Here is a 14501-nt window from a genome sequence, read left to right as displayed (position 1 = left end):
GGCGTTCCCTGAGGTACGGCCGGCGTTCCCTGAGGTACGGCCGGCGTTCCCTGAGGTACGGCCGGCGTTCCCTGAGGTACGGCCGGCGTTCCTACCGCAGTACGGCCTGCATGATCGCCCGCGCGATGGGGGCCGCGACCCGGCCGCCGGACCCGCCGCCCTCCACGACGACCCCCACGGCCACCCGGGGGGATCCGGCCGGGGCGAAGCCGGTGAAGACGGCGTGGTCCTCCCGGCCCGCGGCGCTCTCCGCGGTCCCGGTCTTGGCCGCCACCGCGACGCCCGGGATGGCGGCCGCCGTACCGGTGCCGCCCGGCCGGGTGACGGTCGCCATCATCACGGCGAGCCGTTCGGCGTCGCCCGTGCCCAGCGCGCGCCGGTACTCCGCGGGCTCCGTCTCGCCGATCACCGTTCCGTCGTCGAGACGGACCTCCCGCACCAGGTGGGGACGCATGAGCGAGCCGCCGTTGGCGACGGCCGCCGAGATCATGGCGAGCATGAGCGGGGTGACCCGGTCGTCGAACTGCCCGACCGCCGACATCGCGGTCTGCGCGGCGTCCATCCCGGCCGGATAGACGCTCCGGGCCACGGGCATCGGCACGGCGAGGTCGTCGGCGTTGAACCCGAACGCCTCGGCCTGCTCGCGCAGCGCGTCCTGGCCGAGCTCGACCCCGAGCTTGGCGAAGGGGGTGTTGCAGGAGGTCTTGAACGCGTAGGCGAGTGAGGGCAGACCGTTGCCGCAGGAGGATCCGTGCGCGTTGCGCAGCTGTACGGAGGTGCCCGGCAGGCGGACCGCCAGGGGTGCGCTGACGGTCTCCTCGGGCTCGTGCCCGGCGGCGATCGCGGCCGCCCCGGTGATGACCTTGAAGGCGGAGCCGGGCGGGTAGTTGCGCTGGATCGCCCGGTTGAGCAGCGGCTCGGCCGGGTCGGCCTGCAGCCGGGCGTCGGCCCGTTCGAGGGCCTCGACGTCGAAGGTCGTGTAGAGGTTCGGGTCGTAGGAGGGGAAGGAGGCCATCGCCAGGATGGCGCCGGTGACCGGGTCGATCGCGACCGCGGCCCCGGGCCGCCCGGTCGCCCGGAGCCCTTCGTAGGCGGCGCGCTGGGCCGCGCCGTCGACCGTGAGCACGACCGTGGCGCCCGCCGCCGCGCCGCCCATGATCGAGCGCACCATGACCCGGGAGTCGGTCCCGGAGAGCACGGTCTCCTCGGCCCTTTCGAGGCCGGTGGCGCCGTAGCGCGACAGGTGGCCGGTGACCGGCGCGTAGAGCGGACCGGCCGGATAGACCCGCCGGTACCGGTACGTGCCGCCGGTCTCCCGGCCGGTGGCCACGACGGTGCCGTCGCGCAGCACGATCTCGCCCATGGCCCGGTCGAAGCGGGTGATGAGCGGCCGCCGGTTGTCCGGGTCCTCCCGCAGCCGGCCGGCGTCGAACGCCTGGATGTAGGTGGCCCTGCCGAGCAGCGCGAACAGCAGTACCGCGCACACCACGGCGAGGTGCCGCAGCGGGGCGTTGATCCTGCGCGCGCGTGCGGCGGCCATGCTCCCTCCCGGGTACGGGCCCCTTCCGGATCCCGGTTATCCGGTCTAACAGCCGGGACTGAAAGGGACACCCGCCCCCGGGCAAAGCCCCCGTCCGGGGCGCCGCGGACGAGGGCACTGTGGGAGAGAGCGCTGTGGGAGAGAGCGCTGCGGGAGAGAGCACCGCAGGCGAGGACACCGCGGAAGAGGGCGCCGCGGGCCGTACCGTGGGATCAGCAGGACACCGAGCGGTAGTAACCGATCTTGTTGCGGATCGCCGTCTGCTTCTCCCTCAGGTTGCCCACCTGGGCCTCCACCCTGCGGTCGTGCGCCTCCAGCAGGGCGATCCGGTCGGGGATGGTGTGCTCTCCCTTGCGGACCAGCTCGGCGAAGCGCAGCATCTCGGCGATCGGCATCCCGGTGTCCCGCAGGCAGCGGATCATGCCGAGCCAGCCGATGTCCTCCTGGGTGAAACGGCGCTGCCCCGCGGCGTTGCGGCCGATCGGCTCCAGCAGCCCGATGCGCTCGTAGTAGCGCAGAGTGTCAAGGCTGAATCCGGTCTCCTCTGACACCTGTCCCGGCGTGTACACACTCGTGCTCATGTCCGGCAGCATCCCACCTGGAGTCGGCTCCAGGTCAAGCCCGCCGGAGGCCTTGACATGGAGCTCACTCCAGCTTCCAGGCTGTCCCCCATGACGCACATCCCCCTCGCTCTGGGCACCATCCCCTTCGGCACCACCGTCGACGACCGCACCGCTTTCTCGATCATGGATCGGTTCTCCGAGGCCGGTGGCGCCATCCTCGACACCTCGAACAACTATCCGTTCTGGGTCGACGGAGCGACCGGCGACGAGAGCGAGCTGACGATCGGCCGCTGGCTGGCGGCGCGGGCGGGCCGACGTGATCGGATCGTGGTGAGCACCAAGTGCGGCGCCCGGCCGACCGTCCCGGGTGACCGCACCCTGGACTCCGCCGAGGGCCTGTCCGCGCAGGCCGTCAGGGCCGCGGCGGAGGGCAGCCTGCGGCGGCTGGGAACCGACCGCCTCGACGTCTACTGGGCGCACATGGAGGACCGGTCGGTCCCGCTGGAGGAGACCCTCGGCGCGTTCGACGAGCTGGTCCGGGCGGGCGAGGTCCGCGAGATCGGCGCCAGCAACATGCCCGCCTGGCGGCTCGAGCGGGCCAGGGCCGTCTCCCGCGCGAACGGCTGGACGCCCTACACCCACCTCCAGCTCCGTCACTCCTACGTACGGCCCCGCCCGGACGCCCCGCTGCAGTCCGCCGGGCACACGCCGGTGAACGACGACACCCTCGACTACGTACGGCAGGAGCCGGACCTGTCGCTGTGGGCCTACAGCACGCTGATGAACGGCGGCTTCACCCGCGCGGACCGCCCCTTCGAGGAGGCCTTCGACCACCCCGGCACCACCCGCCGCACGGCCGCGCTGCGCGAGGTCGCCGCGGAGGTGGGCGCCACCCTCAACCAGGTCGTGCTGGCCTGGCTGATCGGCGGCTCGCCGGCCGTCGTCCCGATCGTCGGCGTGAGCACCGTGGAGCAGCTGGAGGAGATGCTCGGAGCCCTCGACGTCAAGCTCGACGACGAGCTGCGCGCCCGCCTCGACTCCGCCCGCTGACGGGTTCCACGCACCGATGAGCCGGCCCGCGCCCGTCTCCCGGAGACCTCCCGGGGCGGGCACGGACTCCGGAAGCGCCCGGAGCTCCCTAGGAGACGTGCCCGGACAGGTAACGCCGGACCAGGTGCTTGCACTCGGCGATCAGCTCGGGGTCGCCGTCCGGCAGCGTGCGGAAGGCCAGCTTGAGCACCGCGTCGGCGGCCTCGACCGCGACGACGAGCGCCCGGTCCAGCCCCGGCCCCTCGGGGGCGCCGAGCAGCTCCACGATGACCGCGCGGAGCCGGTCGGCCACGACGATGTTGTTCTCCAGCGCCGAGTCGAGCATCCGCTCGGTCCCCTTGAGCGCGGGACCGCCGGGCGCGGAGAGCACCTCGCCGAAGTCGACGACGCCGAACCCGGGGGTGGACCGCTTCATGGCGACGAACTCGTCGATCGCCAGGTCCACCATGCCGGTCCAGTCGGACGGCCCGGCGTCGGAGATCCTGGTGGTGATCCGGTCGAGGAACGCCTCCAGGTTGCGCAGGGCCAGCGCGCGCACCAGCCCCTGCTTGTCCGGGAAGAACTGGTAGAACGTCCCGATCGGGACCTCCGCCCGGCGTGCGACCTCCTTGGTGGTCAGCGCCTCGTATCCGACTTCGTCCAGCAGCCTCGCGCACTCGTCCAGCATCCGCTCGACGCGCTCGACGCTGCGTCGCTGGGCGGGCCGACGGCGCAGGGTTCCCCCGGAGACGTTCGTCATGTCTCCATCATTCCCTACGAAGACCACCCGGCGGCTAACATGAGCAGTACTCATACCATCGGGAGGTCAGGATGTTCCTCTGGGGTACGGCTACCGCCTCCTACCAGATCGAGGGCGCCGTGACCGAGGACGGCCGCGGCCCCTCCGTCTGGGACACCTTCGCGCACGAGCCCGGCCGCGTCCGCGACGGCCACACCGGCGACGTCGCCTGCGACCACTACCACCGCTGGCCCGAGGACCTGGCGCTGATGACCGGTCTGGGCGTGAACTCCTACCGCTTCTCCGTCGCCTGGCCGCGGGTCCAGCCCGACGGCCGGGGACCGGTCAACCAGGCGGGGCTGGACTTCTACGACCGGCTGGTGGACGGGTTGTGCGAGCGGGACGTCGTCCCGGCCGTGACGTTGTTCCACTGGGACCTTCCCCAGGCACTGGAGGACGCCGGCGGCTGGCTCTCCCGCGACACCGCCCACCGCTTCGCCGAGTACACCGCCGCGGTGGCCGACCGGCTCGCCGACCGGGTCCCCATGTGGATCACCCTGAACGAGCCCTTCGTGCACATGGCCTACGGCTACGCGATGGGGATCCACGCCCCGGGCAAGGCCCTGCTCACCGGCGCCCTGCCCGCCGCCCACCACCAGCTGCTCGGGCACGGCCTGGCCGTGGCGGCGCTGCGTGCGGGCGGCGCGGAGCGGGTGCTGATCACCAACAACTGCACCCCGGTACGGCCCGCCTCCGACGACCCGGCCGACCTGGCCGCCGCCGACGCCTACGACATCCTGCACAACCGCCTGTTCAACGACCCGGTCCTGCTCGGCCGCTATCCCGACCTGGCACCGTACGGCACGACCCTCGACTGCGTCCGCGACGGCGACCTCGACCTGATCTCCGCCCCGCTCGACGGCCTCGGGATCAACTACTACAACCCCACCCGGATCGCCGCCCCCACCGGCGAGGGCCTGCCGTTCACCGACGCCGGGATCACCGGGTACCCCGTCACCGCCTTCGGCTGGCCCGTCGTCCCCGACGGCCTGCGCGAGCTCCTGACCGGCCTGAGGGCCCGGTACGGCGACGCCCTGCCGCCGGTCTACATCACCGAGAACGGCTGCTCCCAGCCCGACGAGGCCGGCCCGGACGGGAACGTCGACGACCAGGCCAGGATCGCCTACCTCGACGGGCACATCAGGGCCGCCGAGCAGGCCGCGGCCGAGGGCGTGGACGTGCGCGGCTACTACGTGTGGTCGCTGCTGGACAACTTCGAGTGGGCCGAGGGCTACCACCAGCGGTTCGGCCTGGTCCACGTCGACTTCGCCACGCAGAGGCGCACACCCAAGGCCTCCTACCACTGGTTCCGCAAGCGCGTCGAGGAGGGCTTCGCACCGACCGCGGAGCGGTGAGCCGGGGAGGATCGGCAGCCCGGAAAGGGATCGGCAACCCGAAAAGAGAGCACCGCTCTTGACTGTCGCCGGATCGCGAGAGAGCATTGCTCTCGAATCGAATCGCCGATCCGAGGAGCCGTCGTGGCGCTCAAGCTGTTCTATTCCGGCCCGTCGCTGAACGTCCTGCACGACGAGTACGCCGCCCTGGGCCGCGTCGACCCGCGCGCCCAGGCGGTCTCCTCCTCCAGCCTCGTCGTCGGCGCGCCGGTGGAACGGGTGTGGGAGGTCATGGCCGACCTCGCCTCGTGGCCGTCGTGGGCCTCCGGCCTGGAGATCGTCGAGCTCGGCGACGTGCGGCCGGGCGCGCCGTTCCGGTGGAGGCTCAACGGCGTCGCGATCCGGTCGCGGTTCGCCGTGGTGACCGCCGGGCGGGAACTGACCTGGACGGGCGTGTTCCTCGGCTACAAGGCGGTGGACCGGCACGTGCTGGAGCCGCTGGAGGACGGGCGCACCCGGGTCACCGTCGAGGAGTCCCTCGCCGGCCCGCTGCTCCCCCTCTTCTACGGCGAGCGCAAACTCCGCGCCAACCACGAACGCTGGCTGTCCGGCCTGAAGTCCGCCGTCGAGACCGCCCGGGCCCCCGACCGCCGCCCGAGTCCCCAGACGAGTAAGCCCTAAGGTCCCCAGACGAGTAAGCCCTAAGGCTGAAAGCGGGTACGGCGGTGCGTGGCGGGCCGGGTGCCCCCCGCCCGTGGGACGCGTCCACGGTGGGCCGGGTGTTGCCCATCCGGGCTGCCCCTTCCGATGGAGGAGCCCGTCCGCCAGGCCGGGGCGCATGCGACGAAGGGTGGCGAGGACCGATGTGCGGCCGGCAACCTCACCACCCTTCGCGACCGCACCGCAGGTCAGGGCCGATGACTGGCTGAAGGCCACGGGTCACCCGGCCCGGCGAGCAGTTCCTGGAACCGGCCCGTCAGCTGATCGAGCCGGTCAACGCCGCCCTCAAAGGCCGGCTCGATCTGGAGCTGCACGGTGGACGCAGCCCATGAGGCGTCATCGTCCGCCTCGCTCAGCGGGTCCTGGCATCGACCGCGGCGATATCAGCGCGGGCCGTACCGTCCCGACATGATCGGCGCCGTGGTGAAGACCGTCCGTGTTCAGTCCGCCGGACCGGCGTGCGCGGCCACGATGCGCCAGCCGTACTGCTCGGTGTGCGCCCAGGTGCGGGTGTAGCGCAGTCTTCCGGCGAACGGCTCGCCCGCGAACGTGCCCTCCAGCGTGCCCAGGAAGCAGGTGACCCCGGTGGTGCCCGCGACGATCACGGTGAGATCCTCCTCGGCGACCTTGGTCATGACCTGCGTGCGCGAGCGATGGTTGTGCAGGTCGAGCTCCTTGGCCCCGGTGTGCAGCCGCCCGTCCGGCGGCCCGGTGAAGACCAGCCGCTCGTCCAGCAGCCGGTCCAGCTCCTCGACGTCCCCGGCGAGCTGCGCCGCCTGCAGGCGCCGCTCCGCCGCGTACAGCTCCTCCGTGAGCGTCCGCTCGTCCATGACGACTCCGTTCCTCGGGTGGCCCTGTTCCTCGGGTGGCCCTGCGGCGGGGTCCGCGCCGCCGCCCCGCCCGCAGTACATCACGGCGATCTCCGGTATCGGCGACGAGCGCCGAAGGCGTGCGGAAACGGATCAGGCCCGCACCGGGGGTGCGGGCCTGATCTGCCCGACGACGTCCCATCAGGCGGTGACGTCAGGCGGAAGCTTCAGAGTGAAGGCGTCAGGCGGAAACGATGTTCTCGGCCTGGGGGCCCTTCTGGCCCTGGGTGATGTCGAAGCTCACCTTCTGGCCCTCCTGCAGCTCGCGGTAGCCGCCCTGGGAGACGATGTTGGAGTAGTGGGCGAAGACGTCGGCGCCGCCGCCGTCCTGCTCGATGAAGCCGAAGCCCTTTTCAGAGTTGAACCACTTCACGGTGCCAGTAGCCATGTCGATCTCCTTCAGGTGCAGAACCGGGATCCACACCGTGCGGATCCCGCATCGCCGCGATAAGCCCACCCGGAGAAGACCGGAAAACAAAACGCACCCGACGCCATATACTGTCAGGTGCGCATGAGTTCATGGGTACCACAACTGCAACTATGTCCAGTCTAGCACACGCGGCGACGCGACGCGCACACCCTGCCACCGTCCGTCCGGCCGAGACTCGGCACGGCAGCCTCCTCAGGGCATCGAGGTCCGATCGGTCGCCCGCCCCGACCTGCGGCGTCCCTCCGAAGCCAGAGCGCACGCGGCGCCCCAACCCTGCGGCCGTATGACTACGACGTCGCCGAGAAGGTGCCGGAGGCGCACTGGATCGCGGTGACGCCACGGCACCGGACGGGGTGTACTCCGCCCTGTCCGAGCCGTCACGCGACCATGGACATCCGATCGCAGAATCGGAGACGCATCATTCATCGGAATAATGGTCGACCACAACGATGACCAGGGGGTCGGCTTTGACGGATCCACTCTTCGGTTTCTCCGCAATACGTGTCGCCTTACTGTGGGCATCCGCATTGGCCGTGCTCGTGTGCGCGTGCAGCGCCACGGGACAACGGAGTGCCGGAACGGAACTGATAGAGGCCGACCCCAGAATATTTATTCATCATTCGGGAAACGGCAACGATGCGGCCCTGATCGCCACCGTAACGTATGACCATATCAATCGATGCCTCTTTCTCACCGAGGACGACAGGGGCTCCCCGCCCGCGATCCTCCCGATTTGGCCGGAAGACACGCGTCCGGTCGTCCGGGACGGCAAGCACGGAGTTCAGTATGGCGATGACGGGGAATTCATTGCGGGAGAGCGCATAAAGGTCACCGGTGGATTCGTCGATCGAAGGTCACCAAAACTGCACAGCCCGGACCTGGAAAACAACTGCGTCAGGAAGGGCGAAGAGACAGAGGTGTTCGTTGTGAGCCCGCTCGACTCCATAACGCGCGCGAGCTGAGCCTTCCATTCCGGGTGACGAGTCCTCCGGCTCGACCCCCGGCAGCAGCCACCCGACGCATCGGCCCTCGATCGGCGACGTCCTCGGCACCACCGCATCGATCGGCGTCCCTCCGGCCGGTCAGAACATCGAGATGTGCACGTGGTCGATGTGGTTGGCCGTGTTGCCGCCGCGGTTGGACATCAGGCGCCAGCCGGCGCCGGTGCGGACGTCGTAGTAGCGCTGTTGCCAGATGATGTACATCACCCCGAGGCGCTGGCCGTTGTCGATGGCCCACTGGGCCAGGCGGTCGCCGCGGGCCTTGGCGTCGGCGGTGGGGACGCGGCCGCCGCTGCTCATCATGAAGTCGCAGGCCCGGCCGCTGCCGTGGTCGCCGGGGTCGCCGGGGCGCAGGCAGCCGTAGCCGTAGGGCATGGGGAAGTTCTGCAGCACCAGGTTGCGCATCATGACCGTGCGGGCGGTCAGGCCGCCGCTACCCGAGGGGGTCTGGAAGCCGTACTTGGCCAGGAGCGTCTCGATCTTGACGCGGTTCTTCTTGAGCTTCTCGATGTCCTTCTTGAGCTCGTTGATCTCGGCCTCGGCCGCCTTCTCGGCCTTGTCGGCGTTCTTGATCAGCTCTTTCACCCGGGTGAGCTGGGTGGCCCGCTCGCTGGCCAGGTGGGACATCGTGGCGGCCTGGCTGAGGGCGAGGGAGGCGTCGCCCTGGAAGCTGAGCAGGCTGCCGCTGTCCAGCTCGCCGCCCATGTAGGTGGTCTGCGCGAAGCGCACGACGTCGGTCTCCGCGGTGGCCAGCGCGGTCTTCAGCCGTTTGGCCGTGTCGGTGGCCTTCCTGGCCTTGACCCTGGCGTCCTCCAGGCTCTGGACCTGGCCGCGGTACTCCTTGTTGAGCTTGCCGGCCTCCTGGGTCAGCCTGCGCAGCTCGGCCTCGGGGTCGGATTTGACGACTCGTCCCGCGCTCGCTCCCGCCATGGCCGGGGTCAAAAGCAGCGCGGTGAGCAGGGCGCCCAGCATCGCCAGGCGGCTTGATCTCACGCCTCGCTCACCTCCAGAGCCCCCCTCATGGACGGAGCGAAACTATAGAAGACGATCTTGGTGTTCGCCACCGGAACCGCGGAACCCGTGCACCGTTGACGAACTATCTACCAGTTTGTCGCGATTTAAACAAACGCCACCGGCCCCGATCCCTCTTGTCATCCCAGATAGAACATGATTCGGTCTCACCAGCGGCGGGTCTTGTGGAGCCCCCCTCCAGCGGTGAAACTATCCAAGCAAGCACTCGTTCAAATAACGACTCCGGCCCGCCCACCAGGAGGCAACATCATGCGTCAGCACGACACGCTGTTCATCGGGGGCGACTGGGTGGCCCCCGCGGGCACCGGGACCATCGAGGTCATCTCCCCGCACACCGAGGAGGTCGTCGGCCGCGTCCCCGACGGTACGCCCGCCGACATGGACCGCGCGGTGGCCGCCGCGCGCCAGGCGTTCGACCACGGCCCCTGGCCCCGGATGACGATGGCCGAGCGCTCCGCCGTCGTCGCCAGGCTGGCCGAGCTCTACGCCGCCCGCCAGGGCGAGATGGCCGAGATCATCACCGAGGAGATGGGCTCGCCCATCACCTTCTCCCAGATGGCCCAGGCCCCCCAGCCGCTGGGCATGCTGCAGTACTACGCCGAACTCGGGAAGACCTTCCCCGTGGAGGAGGAGCGTGCCGGCACGTTCGGCCCGGTGATCGTACGGCGTGAGCCGGTCGGCGTGGTCGCCGCCGTCGTCCCGTGGAACGTCCCGCAGTTCGTCATCATGATCAAGCTGGCCCCCGCCCTCGTCGCGGGCTGCACGGTAGTGATCAAGCCCGCGCCGGAAACGCCGCTGGACGCCTACCTGCTGGCCGAGATGGTCAAGGAGGCCGGCATCCCCGACGGCGTCGTCAACATCGTCGCCGCCGGGCGCGAGGCCGGCGAGCACCTCGTCTCCCACCCGGGCGTGGACAAGGTCGCCTTCACCGGCTCCACCGCGGCAGGCCGCCGCATCGCGAGCATCTGCGGCGAGCAGCTCAAGCGCTACACCCTGGAGCTCGGCGGCAAGTCCGCCGCGATCATCCTGGACGACTGCGACCTGTCGTCCGCGATGGGCTTCCTGTCCATCGCCTCGCTGATGAACAACGGCCAGGCCTGTGTCGCCCAGACCCGGATCCTGGCCTCGCGCAACCGCTACGACGAGGTCGTGGACGCCGTCGCCTCGATGGTGCGCAACATGCCCGTCGGCGACCCCGCGGACCCCGCCACCGGCATCGGGCCCCTGGTGGCCAAGCGCCAGCAGGAGCGGGTCGAGGGCTACATCAAGCTCGGCATCGAGGAGGGCGCCAAGCCCGTGGTCGGCGGCCTGGAGCGCCCCTACGACCGCGGCTGGTACGTCGCCCCCACCGTCTTCGCCGGCGCGACCAACGAGATGCGCATCGCCCGCGAGGAGATCTTCGGCCCGGTCCTGGCCGTCATCCCCTACGAGGACGAGGCCGACGCCATCCGCATCGCCAACGACAGCGACTACGGCCTGGCCGGCACGGTGTGGACGGCCGACGTCGAGCACGGCATGGACGTGGCCCGCCAGGTCCGCACCGGGACCTACGGCGTCAACCTCTTCATGATCGAGAACAGCTCCCCGTTCGGCGGCTTCAAGAGCAGCGGCCTCGGCCGCGAGCTCGGGCCCGAGGGCCTGGCCGCCTACCTGGAGTACAAGTCCATCGCCCGCCTGGGCTGAGCCCCGACCCCGGAGCCCCGGGCCCCGCAAGCGGAAAGGAAAGTGCCGGTACGGCTCGCGCGAGCCGTACCGGCACTTCTTTCGCGGACGGACGGCCCAGCACGCCCCCGCGACGCTGGGCAACCGCCTGACTACATGAAGTATGTCCCACGATCACCAGCTACTGGTGGTTCGTCTCCCGAGGACTTCTCCCGGCGGATTTCATCCATCCGCTGTAGGTAGACGACATTCATCCGCGATTGGTTCGCGAAATGATGTCGAGAGTTTGGCGGGCGATCTCCAGCTCCTCGTCCGTGGGCACCACGGCGACCGTCACCCGCGACCCGTCGGCGGAGATCACGCCCTTGCCGTCCGCGTTGCGCGCGGGGTCGAGCACGATCCCGAACGCCTCCAGGCCGCCCAGCGCCCGCTCCCTGACCAGGGCGGAGTTCTCCCCCACCCCGCCGGTGAACGCGATCACGTCCACCGTTCCGAGCACCGCGCAGTAGGCGCCGACGTACTTGCGCAGCCGGTGGCAGTAGACCGCCAGGGCCAGTTCGGCGTCCGGGTCGCCCTCCGACACGCGCCTGCCCACCTCGCGCATGTCGTTGTCGCCGCAGAGGCCGAACATCCCGCTGCGCCGGTTGAGCAGCCCGTCGACCTCGGCCAGGGACATGCCCGCCGCCCGCCGCAGGTGCAGGATCGCGCCCGGGTCGATGTCGCCGCTCCGGGTGCCCATGACCAGGCCCTCCAGCGGGGTCATCCCCATCGAGGTGTCCACGCACCGGCCGGCCGACACCGCCGAGGCGCTGGCGCCGTTGCCCAGGTGCAGCACGATCACGTTGCCCTCCGGCCGGCCCGTCAGCGCGGCCGCCTCCCGCGAGACGTAGGCGTGGGAGGTGCCGTGGAAGCCGTAGCGGCGCACGCCGAACCTGCGGGCGGTCTCCCGGTCGATCGCGTAGGTCGAGGCCGCCTCGGGCATCGTGGCGTGGAAGGCGGTGTCGAAGACCGCGACCTGCGGCAGGTCGGGGCGGAGCCGCCGGGCCACCTCGATGCCGGCCAGGTTCGCCGGATTGTGCAGGGGCGCGAGCGGGATGAGGTTCCTGATCCCCGCGACCACCTCGTCGGTGATCAGCGTGGGCCTGGTGAAGTCCGTGCCCCCGTGCACCACCCGGTGCCCGATCGCGGTCAGCTCCGGGGAGTCGATCCCGAAGCCCGCCGCGGCCAGCTCGTCCGCGACGGACTCCAGCGCCGCGGCGTGGTCGGCCACCGGCGAGCCCTCCTCGCCGATCCGCTCGACCGTCCCCGAGGCCAGCCGCTCGGCCCGCCCCGCCCCCGCCCGCCCGCCGCCACGTCCGGGATCCGCACCGTCCCCGGGGTCGCCGGAGCCGATGGACAGCAGCCGGTACTTCACCGAGGACGACCCGGAGTTGAGGACGAGGACCTGCGTCATCGGGCGACCTCCTGGGCCTGGACGGCGGTGATGGCGACGGTGCTGACGATGTCGGTGACCAGCGCGCCCCGCGACAGGTCGTTGACCGGCTTGCGCAGCCCCTGCAGGACGGGACCGATCGCCACCGCCCCGGCGGAGCGCTGCACGGCCTTGTAGGTGTTGTTGCCGGTGTTGAGGTCCGGGAAGATCAGCACGGTCGCCCGGCCCGCGACCTGCGAGCCGGGCAGCTTGGCCGCCGCGACCCTCGGGTCCACCGCCGCGTCGTACTGGATCGGCCCCTCCACCAGCAGGCCCGGCGCCCGCTCGGCGACCATCGCGGTGGCCTCGCGCACCTTGTCCACGTCGGCGCCGTGGCCCGACTGCCCGGTCGAGTAGGACAGCATCGCGACCCTCGGCTCGACGCCGAAGCGCTCCGCCGTGTGCGCCGAGGAGATCGCGATGTCGGCGAGCTGACCGGCGTCGGGGTCGGGGTTGATCGCGCAGTCGCCGTAGACGAGCACCCGGTCGGCCAGGCACATGAAGAAGACCGAGGAGACGATCGAGGTGTCCGGGACGGTCTTGATGATCTGGAACGCGGGCAGGATCGTGGCGGCCGTGGTGTGCGCGGCGCCGGAGACCATGCCGTCCACCTCGCCCCGCTGCAGCATCATCGTGCCGAAGAAGTTGACGTCGGTGACGACGTCCCCGGCCCGCTCCAGGGTGATGCCCTTGTGCGCGCGCAGCGCGGCGTACTCCTCGGCGAAGGAGTCGCGCAGCGGAGAGGTCAGCGGGTCGACCACGGTCACCCCGGTCAGGTCGAGGCCCAGCTCGGCGATCCGCCGCCGGACGACCTCCTCGCGGCCCAGCAGGGTGAGGTCCACGATGCCGCGCCGGAGGAGGACGTCGGCGGCGCGCAGGATGCGCTCCTCCTCGCCCTCGGGCAGCACGATGTGCCTGCGGTCGGCGCGCGCCCGCTCCAGCAGCGTGTGCTCGAACATCATCGGGGTGACCCGCTCGGAGCGGGCCAGCTCGATGCGGTCGGCGAGGTCGGCGGTGTCGACGTGCGCCTCGAAGTGGCCGAGCGCCGTCTCGATCTTGCGCGGGTTGCCCGCGGTGAGCCGCCCCTCCAGGCCGCCCAGGGTGGTCGCGACGGCGAAGCTGCCCTCCCCGGCCGACAGCACCGGCAGGCCGGGCGCCAGCCGGGTGGTGAGGGCCCGCACGGTCTCGGTGGGCTCCTCCCCCAGGCTGAGCACCACCCCCGAGGGGCGCACCGTGCCCGCCGCCTCCGCGGCCGCCGCGGCCAGCAGCAGGTCGGCCCGGTCCCCCGGCGTGAGCAGCAGCGCCCCGTCCACCAGGTGCTCCAGCAGCACCGGCATCGTGGCGCCGCCGAACACGAACCCGTTGACGTCCCGGAGCAGCCCGTCCTCGTCGCCCAGGATCTGCTTGGCCTGTACGGCCTCCGCCACCTGCCCGACGGTCGGCGCCGACAGCGACGGATGCTCGGGGATGACGTAGCAGGGCACCGGCAGGCCGGGCTCGACGACCATCTCGGGCGGCACCCGGTTGGCGATCACCGCCAGGACCGTGCAGCCCAGGTCGGAGAAGACCTGGTAACCGGTGCGCATCTCCCGGGCGATCTCGTCGGCCGCGTCGGCGTGCGCGCCCACCACCACGATGACCGGGGCGCCGAACTCGGCGGCCAGGCGGGCGTTGAAGGCCAGCTCGCGGGGGAGGTCGTCGGTGGCGAACGAGCTGCCCAGCACGAGCAGGGCGTCGCACTCGCTCTCGAAGGCGTGGAAGCCGGTGACCAGGCGCGAGATGAGCTCCTCGGCTCCCCGCTGGGTGTAGACCTCGGCGGCGTCCTCCGCCTTCATCCCGATCGCCGAGGCGGCCGGGCGGTAGCCGTCCTCGATCAGCTCGGAGGCGCGCTCGCCCCTGGCGATCGGGCGGAACACCCCGATCCGGTCCACCCGGCGGGTCAGCAGTTCCATCAGACCCAGTTCGACGATCTGTCTGCCGTCCCCGCGCCCGAGACCGGCCACGTAGATGCTCCGCATGCGCATTACCCCCGATCGGACCATTTGCCGTGC

The 14501-nt window shown here is 71.0% G+C and carries 13 protein-coding genes and 1 pseudogene; 6 read left to right on the top strand and 8 right to left on the bottom strand.

Annotation, left to right across the window (positions count from 1 at the left end; genetic code table 11):
• Positions 1 to 91: 91 nt before the first annotated feature.
• On the bottom strand, positions 92 to 1540 hold the full coding sequence (locus Pta02_RS13525; RefSeq protein WP_203875136.1) for a penicillin-binding transpeptidase domain-containing protein: 1449 nt from the start codon (positions 1538 to 1540) through the stop codon (positions 92 to 94).
• Positions 1541 to 1752: 212 nt separating this feature from the next.
• Positions 1753 to 2121: a MerR family transcriptional regulator gene (locus Pta02_RS13520; RefSeq protein ID WP_203875135.1), complete on the bottom strand. Its 369-nt coding sequence runs from the start codon at positions 2119 to 2121 to the stop codon at positions 1753 to 1755.
• A 90-nt stretch (positions 2122 to 2211) separates the two neighbouring features.
• Between Pta02_RS13520 and Pta02_RS13515 the strand changes: the two genes are divergently transcribed.
• Complete coding sequence (locus Pta02_RS13515) at positions 2212 to 3153, top strand: aldo/keto reductase (protein ID WP_203875134.1); 942 nt, start codon at positions 2212 to 2214, stop codon at positions 3151 to 3153.
• 88 nt (positions 3154 to 3241) lie between these two features.
• On the opposite strand, the gene Pta02_RS13510 is transcribed toward Pta02_RS13515, so the two are convergent.
• The gene (locus Pta02_RS13510; RefSeq protein WP_203875133.1) at positions 3242 to 3892 is read right to left on the bottom strand and encodes a TetR/AcrR family transcriptional regulator; all 651 of its coding nucleotides are present in this window, start codon (positions 3890 to 3892) and stop codon (positions 3242 to 3244) included.
• Between the two features lie 71 nt (positions 3893 to 3963).
• Here Pta02_RS13510 and Pta02_RS13505 point away from each other — a divergent pair, with 71 nt between their 5' ends.
• The 3 genes and pseudogenes from Pta02_RS13505 to Pta02_RS42460 all read left to right on the top strand — a co-directional run.
• Complete coding sequence (locus Pta02_RS13505) at positions 3964 to 5286, top strand: GH1 family beta-glucosidase (protein WP_203875132.1); 1323 nt, start codon at positions 3964 to 3966, stop codon at positions 5284 to 5286.
• Positions 5287 to 5409: 123 nt separating this feature from the next.
• Positions 5410 to 5946: an SRPBCC family protein gene (locus tag Pta02_RS13500; RefSeq protein ID WP_203875131.1), complete on the top strand. Its 537-nt coding sequence runs from the start codon at positions 5410 to 5412 to the stop codon at positions 5944 to 5946.
• A 263-nt stretch (positions 5947 to 6209) separates the two neighbouring features.
• Positions 6210 to 6314 (top strand): annotated as a pseudogene (locus Pta02_RS42460) (IS982 family transposase); the annotation flags it as partial.
• A 111-nt stretch (positions 6315 to 6425) separates the two neighbouring features.
• On the opposite strand, the gene Pta02_RS13495 reads toward Pta02_RS42460, so the two are convergent.
• Entirely contained in the window at positions 6426 to 6815 is a 390-nt protein-coding gene (locus Pta02_RS13495) for a nuclear transport factor 2 family protein (protein ID WP_203875130.1), read from the bottom strand.
• A gap of 220 nt (positions 6816 to 7035) precedes the next feature.
• Entirely contained in the window at positions 7036 to 7242 is a 207-nt protein-coding gene (locus Pta02_RS13490) for a cold-shock protein (protein ID WP_203875129.1), read from the bottom strand.
• Between the two features lie 569 nt (positions 7243 to 7811).
• On the opposite strand from Pta02_RS13490, the gene Pta02_RS13485 reads away from it, so the two are divergent.
• Positions 7812 to 8246, top strand: a complete 435-nt coding sequence (locus Pta02_RS13485; protein ID WP_203875128.1) for a hypothetical protein — start codon at positions 7812 to 7814, stop codon at positions 8244 to 8246.
• A gap of 120 nt (positions 8247 to 8366) precedes the next feature.
• On the opposite strand, the gene Pta02_RS13480 is transcribed toward Pta02_RS13485, so the two are convergent.
• Positions 8367 to 9278: a coiled-coil domain-containing protein gene (locus tag Pta02_RS13480; protein ID WP_203875127.1), complete on the bottom strand. Its 912-nt coding sequence runs from the start codon at positions 9276 to 9278 to the stop codon at positions 8367 to 8369.
• Between the two features lie 288 nt (positions 9279 to 9566).
• Between Pta02_RS13480 and Pta02_RS13475 the strand changes: the two genes are divergently transcribed.
• Positions 9567 to 11000 (top strand): aldehyde dehydrogenase, encoded by a 1434-nt coding sequence (locus Pta02_RS13475; RefSeq protein ID WP_203875126.1) that lies wholly within the window; start codon positions 9567 to 9569, stop codon positions 10998 to 11000.
• A gap of 229 nt (positions 11001 to 11229) precedes the next feature.
• On the opposite strand, the gene Pta02_RS13470 is transcribed toward Pta02_RS13475, so the two are convergent.
• Entirely contained in the window at positions 11230 to 12432 is a 1203-nt protein-coding gene (locus tag Pta02_RS13470; RefSeq protein ID WP_203875125.1) for an acetate kinase, read from the bottom strand.
• Positions 12429 to 14468 (bottom strand): phosphate acetyltransferase, encoded by a 2040-nt coding sequence (gene pta / locus Pta02_RS13465; protein WP_203875124.1) that lies wholly within the window; start codon positions 14466 to 14468, stop codon positions 12429 to 12431. Before pta ends, Pta02_RS13470 begins: the two co-directional genes overlap by 4 nt.
• Positions 14469 to 14501: the final 33 nt, after the last annotated feature.

The sequence above is a fragment of the Paraplanobispora takensis genome (genome assembly GCF_016863195.1).
GTDB lineage: Bacteria > Actinomycetota > Actinomycetes > Streptosporangiales > Streptosporangiaceae > Planobispora > Planobispora takensis.
The sequence above is the reverse complement of the archived record's forward strand: the minus strand, read 5'-3'. Positions and strand labels throughout refer to the sequence as shown.

Excerpts from the sequence above, each read along its gene's own strand:
- Pta02_RS13525 (WP_203875136.1), bottom strand. The coding sequence starts at position 1,540 with ATGGCCGCCGCACGCGCGCGCAGGATCAACGCCCCGCTGCGGCACCTC.
- Pta02_RS13515 (WP_203875134.1), top strand. The coding sequence starts at position 2,212 with ATGACGCACATCCCCCTCGCTCTGGGCACCATCCCCTTCGGCACCACC.
- Pta02_RS13490 (WP_203875129.1), bottom strand. The coding sequence starts at position 7,242 with ATGGCTACTGGCACCGTGAAGTGGTTCAACTCTGAAAAGGGCTTCGGC.
- Pta02_RS13495 (WP_203875130.1), bottom strand. The coding sequence starts at position 6,815 with ATGGACGAGCGGACGCTCACGGAGGAGCTGTACGCGGCGGAGCGGCGC.
- Pta02_RS13505 (WP_203875132.1), top strand. The coding sequence starts at position 3,964 with ATGTTCCTCTGGGGTACGGCTACCGCCTCCTACCAGATCGAGGGCGCC.
- Pta02_RS13475 (WP_203875126.1), top strand. The coding sequence starts at position 9,567 with ATGCGTCAGCACGACACGCTGTTCATCGGGGGCGACTGGGTGGCCCCC.
- Pta02_RS13520 (WP_203875135.1), bottom strand. The coding sequence starts at position 2,121 with ATGAGCACGAGTGTGTACACGCCGGGACAGGTGTCAGAGGAGACCGGA.
- Pta02_RS13470 (WP_203875125.1), bottom strand. The coding sequence starts at position 12,432 with ATGACGCAGGTCCTCGTCCTCAACTCCGGGTCGTCCTCGGTGAAGTAC.
- Pta02_RS13510 (WP_203875133.1), bottom strand. The coding sequence starts at position 3,892 with ATGACGAACGTCTCCGGGGGAACCCTGCGCCGTCGGCCCGCCCAGCGA.
- pta (WP_203875124.1), bottom strand. The coding sequence starts at position 14,468 with ATGCGGAGCATCTACGTGGCCGGTCTCGGGCGCGGGGACGGCAGACAG.